14 protein-coding genes are annotated in these 13,749 nt (G+C 61.4%); 3 read left to right on the top strand and 11 right to left on the bottom strand.

The features are described 5' to 3' along the window. Positions 1 to 254 precede the first annotated feature (254 nt). The 5 genes from B4400_RS12055 to B4400_RS12075 form a co-directional block, all read right to left on the bottom strand. Positions 255 to 968 (bottom strand): hypothetical protein, encoded by a 714-nt coding sequence (locus tag B4400_RS12055; protein ID WP_078311289.1) that lies wholly within the window; start codon positions 966 to 968, stop codon positions 255 to 257. Further along, complete coding sequence (locus B4400_RS12060) at positions 965 to 2,227, bottom strand: hypothetical protein (RefSeq protein WP_078311290.1); 1,263 nt, start codon at positions 2,225 to 2,227, stop codon at positions 965 to 967. Before B4400_RS12060 ends, B4400_RS12055 begins: the two co-directional genes overlap by 4 nt. A gap of 6 nt (positions 2,228 to 2,233) precedes the next feature. After that, positions 2,234 to 2,554, bottom strand: coding sequence for a hypothetical protein (locus tag B4400_RS12065; protein ID WP_057965311.1), 321 nt, complete (start codon positions 2,552 to 2,554; stop codon positions 2,234 to 2,236). 47 nt (positions 2,555 to 2,601) lie between these two features. Next, positions 2,602 to 3,366, bottom strand: a complete 765-nt coding sequence (locus B4400_RS12070; RefSeq protein ID WP_286151312.1) for a chymotrypsin family serine protease — start codon at positions 3,364 to 3,366, stop codon at positions 2,602 to 2,604. A gap of 254 nt (positions 3,367 to 3,620) precedes the next feature. Next, the gene (locus tag B4400_RS12075) at positions 3,621 to 4,865 is read right to left on the bottom strand and encodes an AlbA family DNA-binding domain-containing protein (RefSeq protein WP_078311291.1); all 1,245 of its coding nucleotides are present in this window, start codon (positions 4,863 to 4,865) and stop codon (positions 3,621 to 3,623) included. A gap of 133 nt (positions 4,866 to 4,998) precedes the next feature. Between B4400_RS12075 and B4400_RS12080 the strand changes: the two genes are divergently transcribed. Beyond that, complete coding sequence (locus B4400_RS12080; RefSeq protein WP_139361790.1) at positions 4,999 to 6,555, top strand: serine/threonine-protein kinase; 1,557 nt, start codon at positions 4,999 to 5,001, stop codon at positions 6,553 to 6,555. A 62-nt stretch (positions 6,556 to 6,617) separates the two neighbouring features. Here the strand turns inward: B4400_RS12080 and B4400_RS12085 are convergent, their stop codons facing one another. From B4400_RS12085 to B4400_RS12115, 5 genes are all read right to left on the bottom strand, one after another. After that, positions 6,618 to 7,217, bottom strand: a complete 600-nt coding sequence (locus B4400_RS12085) for a hypothetical protein (protein WP_078311293.1) — start codon at positions 7,215 to 7,217, stop codon at positions 6,618 to 6,620. A 152-nt stretch (positions 7,218 to 7,369) separates the two neighbouring features. Beyond that, complete coding sequence (locus B4400_RS12090) at positions 7,370 to 7,771, bottom strand: hypothetical protein (RefSeq protein ID WP_078311294.1); 402 nt, start codon at positions 7,769 to 7,771, stop codon at positions 7,370 to 7,372. Beyond that, positions 7,755 to 8,039, bottom strand: coding sequence for a hypothetical protein (locus B4400_RS12095; protein WP_070926324.1), 285 nt, complete (start codon positions 8,037 to 8,039; stop codon positions 7,755 to 7,757). Before B4400_RS12095 ends, B4400_RS12090 begins: the two co-directional genes overlap by 17 nt. Positions 8,040 to 8,052: 13 nt before the next feature. Further along, positions 8,053 to 10,239, bottom strand: coding sequence for a hypothetical protein (locus B4400_RS24390; RefSeq protein WP_139361372.1), 2,187 nt, complete (start codon positions 10,237 to 10,239; stop codon positions 8,053 to 8,055). Then, positions 10,236 to 10,421, bottom strand: coding sequence for a helix-turn-helix domain-containing protein (locus tag B4400_RS12115; RefSeq protein WP_078311298.1), 186 nt, complete (start codon positions 10,419 to 10,421; stop codon positions 10,236 to 10,238). The genes B4400_RS24390 and B4400_RS12115 overlap by 4 nt, the downstream gene beginning before the upstream one ends. 293 nt (positions 10,422 to 10,714) lie before the next feature. On the opposite strand from B4400_RS12115, the gene B4400_RS12120 reads away from it, so the two are divergent. After that, entirely contained in the window at positions 10,715 to 11,203 is a 489-nt protein-coding gene (locus tag B4400_RS12120; RefSeq protein ID WP_170914984.1) for a DUF4365 domain-containing protein, read from the top strand. Between the two features lie 2 nt (positions 11,204 to 11,205). Then, positions 11,206 to 12,348, top strand: coding sequence for a hypothetical protein (locus B4400_RS12125; protein ID WP_078311300.1), 1,143 nt, complete (start codon positions 11,206 to 11,208; stop codon positions 12,346 to 12,348). Between the two features lie 121 nt (positions 12,349 to 12,469). On the opposite strand, the gene B4400_RS12130 is transcribed toward B4400_RS12125, so the two are convergent. Next, positions 12,470 to 13,528 (bottom strand): hypothetical protein, encoded by a 1,059-nt coding sequence (locus tag B4400_RS12130; protein ID WP_078311301.1) that lies wholly within the window; start codon positions 13,526 to 13,528, stop codon positions 12,470 to 12,472. Positions 13,529 to 13,749: the final 221 nt, after the last annotated feature.

The following is a 13,749-nucleotide window of genomic DNA, read 5'->3' on the forward strand; positions in this document are numbered from 1 at the left end:
GCCCGGAATGTCTGATGAATTCGATCCGGCAGCCATCTGGCGTGCAATCCCCAAAAGCCTGCAGTCCGATCTGCTCCGATCCGTAGTCGTCTCAGCTACGCGTTCATAGTCCTACCTCGTAGTCAGCCACTCGCCGACTACGGTTGGGTTCGCACCGCGCGAATCTGCGGCTCAACCCTTTTTGTCGAAATCAAGGCTCCACGCGATTGTTCTGCCTCATTGAAGAACGTTCGCGCATCGAATTGCCGATGAGCTCATAGCGCTGCGGGATCCAAGATCACCGAGACCGCCTCCAGCGTCTCGGCCCGTTCGCGAATCGAAGGCCAGTCTTCGTCAACGATTCCGGCCGCGGCGCGGCGCCAAGGATCCGACAGTGACGCCTCAGCTGAACGAGCAATTGGGTCGGCGTCGATGAGATCGCGCAACACAGCCCTTGCCGCCGCATCGGCATCGCCGTCATGACAGGCGGTGAGCTCAAATCCCCTGTCGTTCCACCGAACGCGTGAGGCGGCATACACCTCGACGAACGCCGGCACTGCGGTTTTCGGCGGAGGCGATTCATCGGACTCGCCGGCGACAAGCGTGCATTCCTCGATGGTGTATTCGACTGCGGCCCGGCGGTAACACCGCTCGGTATCGGGATACCTTGGCACGCGTAGACCCGCCGCGCGTTCGGAGATACGTTGCCAGGTCGGGATTGCGGTTACCCACATCTCGTTGCGCACACAACCAAGCACACCTAGCTCGTCGGCAGCGACCACCGCGAGCGGATTCGTCGCCAGTATTTCGTAGAAGACTTCGAGGTAAGTGACCGTGCCATCGAAACCGCCGCCGAGATGCCATGTACGCATTGCTTCGGCCGTGGTGCCGCAGTGAACCAGTGACGCCACCGCTGGCTGGAATTCGTCCCATGCGAGATGTAGAGCGGCGAGACCGTATGCCGCAGCGTCGGGTTCGGCGTTACTCATGGCTTGCGGCCGTTCTTGTTCTCGTTGTCACGGTCAGGTCGGTTCTGTGCAATCGTCCCGCCTGGCACGACACCCTGCTCGTATTCGATCGCGGGGTGGGCTGCGTGAATTTTCGGTGTTCCTTTGGCTGCACCTGGCCCGCCAGCCGCGGTGAAAGGCGGAACCATTCCCGGCTGGCCCATGCTTGTTTGAGCTGTGCCGGCCTGAGACTGCGCGGCGTTGAAACCAGTGGCATTGGCAAGTCCGGTTGCCCCGGATGCCCACGTGCGTAGGCCCCCGGGCCGTCCCCCGACTTCGGCCTCGGTGTGCAGACCTTTGACACTTGTCCCAGAGACGTCACGGGGCGTCTGAGCAGTGGCCGTCGTTGTCGCAGCGGTCGGCAACTGCGTCGACATGGGCACTGCGACTGGAACATTGGGAATGTCACTCGCACTAATGGCGTCCTCGGACTTGCGGTTATCCGGCCGCGCAGACGCTGCGGCCGGCGACTGTTGACCGGTCGTCGCGGCTGGGGCAACCTGGGGCTGCTGTTGAAAAGGTGTCTGATTAAGAGATTGCATTTCCCGCTGCGGCCGAAGCTGACCCGTTCGGACAAGGAGATCACTCAGCGAATTGTCTGGAACAGAGGCGCTGGCGTTGAGCGCACGGCTGGTAGATGTTGCCGGAGCGGGAGCGGCGGCTGAAGGTTTAGCAGGCGCTGCGGGTCCGGGCGTGGATCTGGTCTGAGAGGTTGGGTTGGGCCCGGGCGTCTTCTTACCGTGATTCTCGCCGTCTTTGCCCTTCTTGCCTTTAACTTCTGACAGTTTGGCTCTGGCGCGCTTTTCGGCACGCTCGTAGTCCTCGTCGGCTTGCTTACGGCGCTCGTTCAGATCAGCTGAATGCTGTATCGCTGCTTTCATTTTCGCGTCAGCAGCGATCACCGCGACCCCCTCTACCCGTTTGAGTTCCTCGCTGGCCGCGCCTATCGCCTTTCGGGCGTCGGCCAGCTCTGAATCGCGAGGGGCGTTGCGGTTCCAGATTCGAGCCGCATCCTCCCGCATTTTCAGCGCCTCGCACACCAGGTTCAGACGGTCGGCCTTCTGCTCGTTGGCCTGGGCTTGCGCGATGAGCCGTTCGCAGGCCTTGTTGATGGTCTTGCCCTTGTTTTCCCCCGAGAGTTCGGTGCAGCGACGCCGTTGTTCGGTAGCGCGGCGCGAGAGTGCGAGTGCTTCCGCATGTGCGCTTGCCGAACCCAGATCGGTGGGTTTGTCTTCGCTCATGCCTGATCAGCCTTCCGTCGCTTTGATTTCCGCGCTGGCCTGCTGATCAGTGCCTACCTCGGCTGTGGCCCACTCGCGCAGCTCCTCGACGATCCCGCGTAGTTCCTTGGTGCGGGCGGAGGCCTCGTCGGCGATCTCTTTCACGATTTCGATGACAGCTGTATTGGTGGACGAGCCGTCGGTGGCCGCCGGCAGTTTCAGCAGTTTGAGGATGCGCGGGGCGGGGTCGTCTTTGGCCAGGGCATCAAAGGCGTCGATTGTTTCTGCCAGGGCTTGTGGGTCGCGGATGGCGACGGTGTCTTCGCCGCCACGCTCTTCAGTAGTCATGCGGGCATGTTGCGCTGTGCGGACAGGCTCGACCGAAGGCGGCGCGATCAGGGAGCAGTGAGTGCCGTTGCGCCCAGTCGTTGTAGGGCAGGCTCAAGGAAAGTTGCTTCGTCCTGACCGTTCTCAAATCCGCTGTGGATACCGACCAGACGAGCTTCGCCCTTTTGGTCGACCACAAAGACGGCCGCGCCAGAGTCTCCGCCTTGCGCCAGGCGTGGGGTGCGGACATATTGATCGTCCGCGGCGATCAGCGGACTACACACCACACCGCTCCAGGCTCCGTTGATGCAAATCGGAGTTCCCGCCGGCAATCTGCGGACCTCGGACGCTGTCATCACCCCGACCACAGGCCAACGTCTGGCGATTCGAGTGACGCCGGCATCGACCGCTCCGGTCCAGATCACCGCCGAGTCGCTGTAACCCTGCGGGGTCGGCTTGTCTTCTGCCCCGGTGATCACGCTGATCGAAACAGGTTCGGCCGCATTGGCATCGGCGAAAACGAACACTTCGCCGCCGGGCGTCTGGTCACAGTGACCGGCCGTGATAAAGCCCTTCCCTCGCGCGCCGATGACCGCGGGGCCCAGAGTGCAGTCTTTTGTCGAGCCATCAGATTGGTGTTGCCCGATAGCGATTCCGGGATATGGCTGAGTTCCGTATTGGCTGCCATACGAATCCCGGGGCACCACCACCTTTCCGCTCACGTCTACGTACCGTGACTCGGACGGCACGAGGATGTCGGCTTTCTGGGTGATCGGTGAGCCGGTCGCCAGCACCGCGTCACCGGCGACGCCTGTGGTAGAGCACGCCGACATAGCCGCCGCAGCCAAGGCTGCAATAGCTGTCAGAGCGAACCGGCGTTTGCACATGCATCGATACTTGCACGCAGCCGCGAGATAAGCCGCGATGCAGCCCATTGTCTTTCGATGAAGCGCAAGAAACAGGGAGCCTCGGGGGCTGTTCGATCGCACATCTGCGGGTATCTGCCTAAATGAACCTGTACCTAGCCATGTTTGTTGGCTCTGCAAAGCCAAAACCGGCCGTAGATACGCGACGTACCCGAAAACGGCTAATCCCCTTCTGTCTCAGGCTGTTCTATGACGTGTAGATGTGTGATCCCTCCTTGGTTCACACAATCCTGCGCAAGTTCGTAGACCTGTTGATGGAACTCTGCGTCGGACGCGACGGCGTTCAGCGTTGAGCGCACCGGCGAGTAGGAAGCCAGTGGAGTCGACGCCCCTTCATAGGTCTGACCAAAACTGTCGATTGTCAGGATGAGCAGGTGGTCCGCCCCTGCCCACTCAATCCCGACACACACGTCATACTCGCCGTGGTGCAACGCCGCAGCGGTCGCACGGACCATGGCCGTGAAGTCCGCGACAACGGCCTCAATCCCCCGGGCTTCGATCTCCCAGCCCTCGAAACTACCGCCGTAAGTCCGGGGGTAGCCACCAACTGCAGCGGCCATCGTCACCGAGCCATCGTGGTGAACGCTCGCCCACGCTTCGCGCCACCTCAAGCCCTGGCTGGTCGCCGAATTGGGTGCGACCCATCGTCGCAGACCTGGCCTGGGGTTGAGGCGGTCCACACTCTCAATTGGGTGCACGGCATCGCGCTTCGAGTACGTGAGGGTGATCGTCCCCGCCCGCTTCACGATGTCTATGACGTCGTCACGTGTGGGGCGAGCAAGCCCAGGCAGTCGCGGATGAGCGACGGCGATCAGCCAGGCACGGTCGGCAGAGTCGCGGCCTGTGGCGGTCTCGACGTATAGGCCCTCGACCGCTTCCACGGCTCGGCGGCGCTCATCGAATCGCGCTCGGTACATAGCCTCGATCTGCCGTTCCTTCATCCACACGGTGTCGGCATCGTTGCGGATCGGAGCGCCGAAGTAGTCATTGCGATATATCAAGTGCGGCCCATCAACACTGGCCGGGACGACCACCGCAACCGCGCGAGGGCTAGTGCCAAGGCGCTGGATCTCGAGCCCAAACACCGGCGGCGAAATCGCTGTGACAGCTGCGCTCCGGAACGCGCGCTCGTGCTCCTGGGAGAACTCACCGACATCGCAACGCACTGTGGCGGCTTTTTGCTCCTCCTCAACCCCGTACACAATCACCCCGCCGCCGCTGTTAGACATCGCTGCGATGTCCTTCGGAACATCGCCCTGCGGAAGTCCCTTTATTGCCGGAAGCTCCGATTTCCAATCCAGATCATCGGTCTCGGTTACGGCTGCCGCGATCGCCTCATCGAGAAGCTCATTGGTCAGTGGACCAGGCTCCCGACCGAGTATGCGATGCAGCGCAGTGAAGGTCACAGGACAAGAGTAAGTATCGGAAGCACAATCTCCCGATACTGCTGACTCACCCAGGTGAAGCACCTTAGCGTCAGCGCATAACTCTGACCGATATGAGCTGCCGTTGCCGGTTGTTTTGCGTACTGTCCTATCCGTGGTCTTGGAGAACGGGACAGCTTTCGAAGGTTATGCCGTTCAGTCCCTCCTGGGCAGCGGCGGGATGGGTGATGTGTACCTGGTCCGAAACACCCGACTGGACCGTCTTGAAGCGCTGAAGGTACTGCGGACGCAGATCAGCGAAGATGACGACTACCGCGACCGATTCATGCGTGAAATCAAGCTGGCAGCCAAGTTGCGCCACCCCAACATCGTGCAAGTCCATCACAGCGGCGATCATGACGGTCAGCTATGGATGTCGATGGACTACATCGACGGCGCTGATTGCACTCAGCTGTTGAAAGAACGCGGTTCAGACGGCCTAGCTCCGATCGAAGTACTGCAGATCGTTTCGGCGATTGCCGATGCGCTGGATTACTCGCATGGTCAGGATCTATTGCATCGTGACGTCAAGCCCGCAAACATATTAGTGACCACCGACGCCCGCACAGGGCGCAAGTCAATGTTCCTTGCAGACTTCGGCATTGCCCGCCCTCTTGATGATCTGCTGAGCAGTCTGACTGCCACCAATATGGTGCTCGGCACTGTTGGTTACGCCGCACCTGAACAGATCACCGGACAGACGTTGGATGGGCGTGCCGATCAGTATGCGTTGGCGGCCACGGCATTTCAGCTGTTCACCGGATCGGCAATCATGTCGAACCCCAGCCTTCCTATGTTGATTCAGCGTGTCCGGACTCCGGCGCGCAAACTCTCGGACGTCAAACCAGAACTGGCCGCGTATGACGCAGCCATGGCGAAAGCTTTGTCGATCGATCCCGCTGATCGTTTTGGCACCTGTCGGCAATTTGCCGACGCGTTGGCCGGCAATACCGATACGCAGCTTCGTTCCGGCTACGCGCCAACCGATATGAGCCAAACACAGCTCAACCCGGCCAATCAGCGCGTATACGGCCCTCCGCCTACGCAGATTCGGCCGCTCGCGCAACCCGTGGTGTCCGCCCAGGGCCGTTCGGCCCCGGCGCAATCCGGTTCACACACGGCGCTCATCGCTGCCATTATTGGCGGCGCACTGATTCTGGGATGCCTTGTAGTGGGCGCGGCATGGCTGATGCGTCAGCCCGACGCAGGGCAAACCTCTCGGGCTATTGAGTCAACGCCAACTGTGCCAATGGTGACCGACGCCGTTTCAGTCACACTAACGCCGTCGCAGGCTCCGTATCGTTCATCGAGCCGGCCACCTGAACCACCCACAATGGTCCTGCCGGACGCCGACACAAGAGGATTTACCGGCTACAACGGGCTCGCGCGCTGCGTTTCCGGGGCGCGGGCTGAGTTCATATTGCGGACCACAGAATCTGCGGTAGTTATCTGCAGATCCGCCTCTGGCAGTCTGTCGTATCGTGGATTACGGCTCAGCGACAACGCCACGCTCACACTGTCCAACGTTAAAGTCGCTACCGATGGATGGTTTGTCACCAACACCACTGAGGCCACCTACTACTACCTGGTGAACAGCGCAGGACTTCAGATATTCAAGGAAAGCAACCTGATCGGAGACGAGCCCGCTGTCGAAAGCGCGACTCCAAACTAGGAAGGCAGCGACCTAGCACTCACCGCTTCGCTCCGTGAGGCACGGGTCCGGTGTTCCATCGTCTACTCGGGGCTGCTGATTTGGTTACCGACCGCTGGGGGCGGAGACACCGCTTTGGGTAACTTCCTGATGCGTTCGGCGTACTCGAATTCGATCTCTTGGATAGCGGCATCCATGCGTTCTAACCGCTGCTGGTACTGGGCTGCTTGTTCCGCGCGGGCGATCTGCTCAGCATCTAGCTGAACCCGGACTGCCGGGCTGTCCAGTTCGTCAACCGACCAGTCGTGACCGTCACTTACCTGGGTGTACCTGGTCCCATCGACTTCGTAGCCTTCGGACTCGATACGCCGAATCAACCGTAGGAACGGTTGTTTGCGTTCGTGAACAATGTTGCCGCATTCCTGAATGAGACGGCTCAAATCGCGTAGTGCAGTCTCCACGAACACCGAGACTCGTATCCAGTCCTCCGAATCATTCATCAGCATGCTTGTCGTCATAGGCGCATCGGCAGGAATCACATCCGTGATCGTTCGAAGCTGCGCATCCAAGGCGTCCAGCAGCTCGCGAGCGGCTAACCCTGTCGGCTTTTGGCCTAATTCACGCTCAATCTCCCGATGCAGGGAAACCAGTTTGTCGCGTAATCCGTGCAGAACCTTGATCATGACCCCACCCCTCTCGTGCAAGCGCCATGATAGGGACCTCAATGCATCGGCGGACGTAGATGCCTGCACCCATGTGGAAACTGGGTGCCGCGGTTGGCTGCAGTCGATCGCGGCGGCCGCATCGTCATGCGTCAAAGCTATTCGACGAGAAGCTAGCAGCCCTCTGTGTCCGCTTTCATGAGCGTGGCCTGCGTCTGCGCAGTGGCAACCTCATCCGCCACGAGGGCAGCCAGGTAAGCCGCGAACCCAGGCCCCGGCGTGTAAGTGCGATTGACCGCGTCGTATTTCTCGCCGCGCTCGATCAGCCGGCGCCCGAGCGTGGCTACCGGAATGTCGGTCGGTGGGAGTTTTTTGGACCGGATCACGGCATCGAGCGAGGCCATCGCCGCATCAAGTAGTGCCGCCACCTTCGCCTTCTGCGCGGCCGGGCTTGGCTCCCGCGTGTCGCCGAGCTCAAGCGCGACAGCTTTGGTCTGTGACGAGCAGGCGATAGATGACGAAAGAGCGTGCAGGTAAAGCTGCATCTCACGGCCTGCGTTAGGAATCGTTGTCATTGTCTAGCCCTTCCCTGGATTGTTTCTGCCACATGCTGAATGCGTTGAAGATGCATGCGTTGAGCGCGTCCTGGAGCTGGTCAAGCGGTATGCGAAGCATCCCGTCACTGATACCGATGTAGACGATCTGCTGGTCCTGCACGGCTACGGCGACGTGTGGGTCGTCGGGGTCATCGATCGCGATGCCCACGGCCTCTGCCGCGCTAAAGGCCGCTTTGGACCATACGTTTTCGATGTCGGTAAAAATTTCGGAAAGTTTCCTTGCCATCGCTGATCACCCATCACTTCACTGCTGCGGGGTCGAGGTTGTGCACCGTCGATGACGGCACTGACGAGCCGCCGCCGGTGTCCGTGGCCGCCGCGTTGGCCGGAGCCGAACCACCGGACTTGGGCACGCCGGGGCTTCCCGTGGAGGGCACCGACTGCGCGGCGCTGGCCGGTGGGTGAGCAGCTGTCGGCTGCGCCGCGGGCCCGCCGGCGGCGGATGTGTCGGCCGGTGCAGTGGGAGCGTCGGTGGCCCCAGGCACCGAGAACGGCACACCGGAGGTCGGGCCCGATACCGGGCCCGCGGCCACCGCGCCCGGGTCAGGGAGACGGAAGTAGCCTGCGCGCGAACCCATGTCATGCGGTAGCTCGGATGCGTCGATGTTCTTGTACTGGCTCAGGTCGTAGAACTTGCCGTCGCCGAGCACCATGTAGTGCTTGTCCCCAGCGACCACGAAATCGCCGGGCTTGGCGTCCGCCGGCGGGATCTGCTTGCCGGGGTCCTGGCCAGGAACCGGCGGAGTCAGACCCGACTGCGCCGCGGCATCGGCCAGCGATACCGGGTGGTTCGGGTCGGCCGCCGCGAGCAGCTTGGCCATTTTGGCGGTCTTGGCGTCGGGGAACTTGGTCTTCTTGCCCTTGACGTCGACGGTCGTGTCTGTCGGGCTAGCAGCGGGTTTGGGCGCACCCGGTGCCGGAGTGCCGGGCGCGGGTGTGGTGGGTGCCGGGGTGACGGGCGCAACGGGGTTGTTGGTCGGCAGCGGCTTGGGAAGCGACTTCTCCTCGCGCTTCTTGGTGTCGTCCTTCTTGTCCTCGACGAGTTTCTTGGGCTCGGTGTCGGCAGGCTTGGACGTCGGGGTCGTCAGCGGAGTACCGCCGCCGTGTCCGCCGCCGAGAGGGCTGCCGCCCAAAGGTGATCCGCCAGGAGCGCCGCCAAGTCCCTTGTTTCCCAGGCCTGAGAGCAGCTTGCCCAGATCGTCGCCCTTGTCTTTGGAGACGGGTGCGATGGCTGGGGCAACGACAGGCGGGAGCGTGGCCGACATCGGCAGTGGCGCAGGTCTGGTGCTGGGAGCCGCTGGAGCATTCAGAGTCGGCGACTTCGCGGTGATGATCGGTGCCGGTGCGGTGTCGAAGAGCTTGCCGATCTTGTCGTTGGCGGCATCGAGTTGAGTCTGCGCGGCCGCGGACTTTGCCTTCATCGCCGTCGCGGGCCCCTGGTCCGACAGATGCCCGTCATTGGCAAGCTGTTGGCGCGCAGACTTATTGGCATCCAATACCGCCCTGTACATGTCGGCGCCGCTCTTACTCGCAGCCGATAGTTGTGTCATTAACGGCTTGACTTGGCTCTTGAGTTCGGCCATCGCCGCCAAATGTGGTGCGAGCTCCTTGCGATACTGGTGCAAGTACGGCTCATCGGACTGGCTCATAGTTCTATCGACCTCGGCGAACAATTCCGAGACGCCCCGCAGCCAGTTGGTGAACGCCTTCTCCACCTCCGGGGTGTCCAACTTCAGCGCTTTCGGGGGACTTGCGTTCCAGACGGCGCCTTCTGGCCCATCTTGGAAACCGAACACCTGCTGTTGTTGGGCTTCGCACAAAAGCGCATCCAGTTCCTTGATGCCAGAGCAATCTTTGGCCGAGGCCGGCAGCATGAATGTCGTTACGCCATCGGGGGCCTCCCACACGCCTGGATGCCCCACACCGCTCAAATCCCAGGCTGCGGCGGCACCCATCCCGAGCCAGCCAATCGGACCAGGGATCACACCGATCAGGTTGAGCACGCTTGCCACATAATCGCCGTCCTTGAACGACTTCCACGCAGCGAAACCCGCGACAATCGAACCGACACCAGGAATCAGCCGGGCAGCCCCCTTGACCAGGGCCTTGCCACCTGCAGTCGGCATCTTCGTGGCCACGGTGCCGCCCAGCTTGCCCGCCCAATGTTGGCCAGCGTTCCACTGCGCCTTGCCCAGGCCCTTGATACCCGCGACCGGCTCAGTTTTGAGATTCCGCAACGCTGAGGGAGGAACACCCATCTGGGTACCCACCCGGCCAGCGGTCCAGCTCCTACCGCCACCCTTGTGCGCACCCTCGCCGCTCACCGATGCAGCCTTTTGCGCGCCATCGGATTTCTCGGCAGCCTTCGGCTCGGCTGCGGGCTTCGTCTCATCGACGGTCTCGACATCCAACGGTTCCTCGCTCACTGGTCGCCTCCAAACTCGGCAGTGCATCGCCGAAAAGCGGCCGTCGAGATGCCGTAGCGGTCGGCGGCCTCGGGCACCGACAGTTGGCCGCTGGCGACCAATACCGCGACGTGCTGACGGACTTCGGGGTTGGCGATCTTGTGCTTGAAAGCTCGGCCTTGGATGCCGCGTGGAGTGGTCATGTACGGCGGTCTATCACGCGGCGTGCAAGCCCCTGGGGCTGCGGCGCGAAGTCGGGTTGACACGGCCGTACATTGGGCGATTGATCGTCACGCAGACCGAAGAAGTCCAGGACGGCCGAACGTTCCGTCAATGCAGGCGGCGGCACTAGACCGCAGTTCGCCTCACCGAAGTGGTTCTCTAGTTATAGAGAATTGGTCAGTTACTCTGCCCTGATGGGAGTAAGCAGTCGTCGCTATCGACGCGCTGCAATGGGCCGATATCGCCCGACCGGTCAGCTACCGGGTGTACGCCCGTGAGTCGTCTCGGTCTTGGGCTGGATGGGGCGAAATCTAGATACAGCCAGTCGTACCTCTCCGCGGTCTGTTCGCAGTCCGGACATACGCTGCAGGAGGGGCGTCAAGATGAAGATTGTTGGGCTGTGGATACGACTGTCGACCTCACCGCCGCATCAGTGTTTGTCCAACTCAAGTGCACATCGTCCCCAACGGCGACACACAAGGGCGACTACCGGATTCCACTCAAGCAGCACTGGGTAGACAGTTGGTCGGTGAAGGTGGTGCCGGTGTACGTGCTGCTGGTTGTCGTACCTTCACTGCAAGATGAGTGGATCGAACAGGTGAGCGAACAGACGCTGCATAGGACACACGCATACTGGGAGAGGTTTGACGCCAAGGCTCACACTAAGTCCATCGTTGTGCCGAAGAGTCAGCGCTTCCAAGCATCCACGCTCGCGGCCTGGGAGACCCAGCTAAATGACGTCTTCTCCGGAGGCGCACCATGAATATGATCGGACCAGTACGTCTTGACGACACAAATGCCTGGCTGACCGCGAACGGGTGGCATCAGGCGTCGGAAGGCCGCGGCGGGTGGATGTGGTACAACGACGAACTCGACCGCAATGTTGGCGTCGTCAGGAATCTCGACAGCGACCTACAGGCGCAAGCAGGTCTCGTTAGCCGACTCGCTGACGCACACAGCCGACAGGCTTCTGATGTTCGTCGGGAGCTTCAGTTCTGGGGCATTGACGTGACCTATGTGCGCGCGGCGAACGACGTCGTCGTCGCCGATACCATCCCGCTGAACGCTGGTGCCACCATGACGGAGTCTGCGCGCCTGATGTTCAGGTCCGCGGCGTCAGCGGCGCTGCGGCTGCGCCCGGTTATCAAGGGTGGGTACTCCGTTATCGGTGATCGTGTCGCCGATTCCGTGCGCATGGGCCACACCATCAAGGGGTCGTACATCATTCCCGTCGAGGTGCGTGTCGGAGACGCCGAGCCAGCCGACGACGAGGAGGGGACAGACACCGCTATCGGCCAGGATCCCCTCACTGGGTGGGAGACAGTGGCGACGGTTGAGTCTCTGGAACGGCGCATGACCCGGACATTCGCTCAGGCGATGGCCGCGGTGCACGAGGAGATCGTGGAGCAGGAGAAGCTCCCCCAAGGGGAGGCACTCATGCGGCTGGTCTCTCAGGGAGTGACCGCCGAGTTCGTCGACGCAGTTGCCCGGGTCCTAGATCACACCGAGGTCGGACAATTGGATACCACGTTCCAATGGGCTCAGGCTCAACCCGCCCCTCAGGACGTCCGCGCGACGGTGGCGATCCCCGCCGATGCGAGAGACAAGATTCATCGCACCGGCCTGGAACTCAGGTCTGGCAAGGTGCCACGCGCAGAGGTTTTTACCGGCCCCGTGGTCCGCGTATCCCACGAACCGGAGGAGCACACCACTGCATTCGCCATCCGCACTGTTCGGGGAGGGCGGCTCTGCCGCATCGAAGCGCTAACAACTATCCCGATCGCGGAAGTTACCCAGTGGATGCGTGACGGGACAACGATCCAGTTGCAGGGAGCTGTGCAGCGAAGTAGCCACGGTCTCTACATCCCGAAGGCAAACGTGGCAGCACTCGTCCACCTGCCCAGTTAGATGGAAATCAACGGTTGATAGCTGCAGTAGTCACTGTCATCGTCAATTTCTGGTTCAGACCGGACCTACATGACCCACTCGGCTGATCGACGGTGGCACCACCGCCTGTAATTAAAGACTCTTAGGTGCCTCCGAACTGGCTGGGAGCGTGAGAGAACTCCGGGAAGACATCTGAAACCACCTCGGTAGCAACCTCAAGTGCAGATTTCGCAACCTTGCGAGGAATGTCTTTGTTTATGTGACTGGCGTGGTTTCGCGGAGTAGCCAGGCGGATCTGAAGTCGCTCTTTGTCGACGGGCCGGGCCAGATCGCGATCAGCTTGCAGCTTCTTCACGAGGCTCGTGCGCCCCATGACGTTCTGATACCCATCAAGGAGCACTTCTCGTGCGGCTCCGGCACCAGCATCGGCAAGCCATCGATCAACGAGCGCCGTCAATGCCAGTTCAGTTGCTGTGCAGGCGTCGATAACTGCCCGGCGGTACTGCTTTCGCCCAAAGAGGGCTCGTGCGTGTCTTAACAACAGCCAAGGCTCCGGTGGAGTGCCGCTCGTCGCTTTTGTGATGGCCCACTGGAATGCGCTCGCGGTAATGAGCTTGCCTTGTCGGTAGTAGTAGCCCGACGATGCGAAATCATCGTCACCACGCCAGTCATCCATGTGCTGGTGCACTTGCTCTGCGAACGGCGAAGTGGACACCGATCGCCAGTCCAGGCTTTCGATGTCATGGGTTGTCGCAAGACCCAGCCATTGCGACAGATCGAACAGCCATGCGTTCAACGCTTGAAGTAGATGACCTGCATGCTCAGCGGTGTATTGCCCCGCAGCGAGAGGGGATTCAGCCAAGAAGTGACACTTCTGAAGGCTGGCTGAGACGGTGCTCAGGTCCCTACCGTAGGGGGTAATTCCTGGTGTAAGACTCAGATAGCCCCACGATAATGCCTGCGTCATGAGCACGGCACGGGAGTTCTGTAATCGATACTCGGGACCGAGTTGCCAAAGAACAGGGTCCAGCTGTTGACTCCGCCCAAGCCAAGTTGCCGACAAATCTGCACCCACAGGGACGCCTGGGAATGTCAGTCGAATTCGGTGGTCGGCCAGCTCCATATCGAACGCCCGGCCAAGACAGTCGGCCGCGAAATAGAGCGGCGGTGCCCCAAGCCACTGAACCCCCTCAACCTGCATAGACCTGACCGTAGCGGGGTCGGAGGGCGGGACGCTACGGCGTTTTCGGTTCTACGTCGCTGTCAGAGTTTCGCGGTTGCGCCGCAGCTGAGGCTCAACTGCCTCTTCGGAACGGGAGGATGTGGCCGCCCATATGACACGCGGAGCGCGAGCCAGGATGCCGTGCCCCACGCCTACAGTCACCGACATGCTCATCGCGATAACTCGCCTCCGGACAGCCT

The sequence above is a fragment of the Mycobacterium sp. D16Q13 genome, assembly GCF_002013375.1.
Classification (GTDB): domain Bacteria; phylum Actinomycetota; class Actinomycetes; order Mycobacteriales; family Mycobacteriaceae; genus Mycobacterium.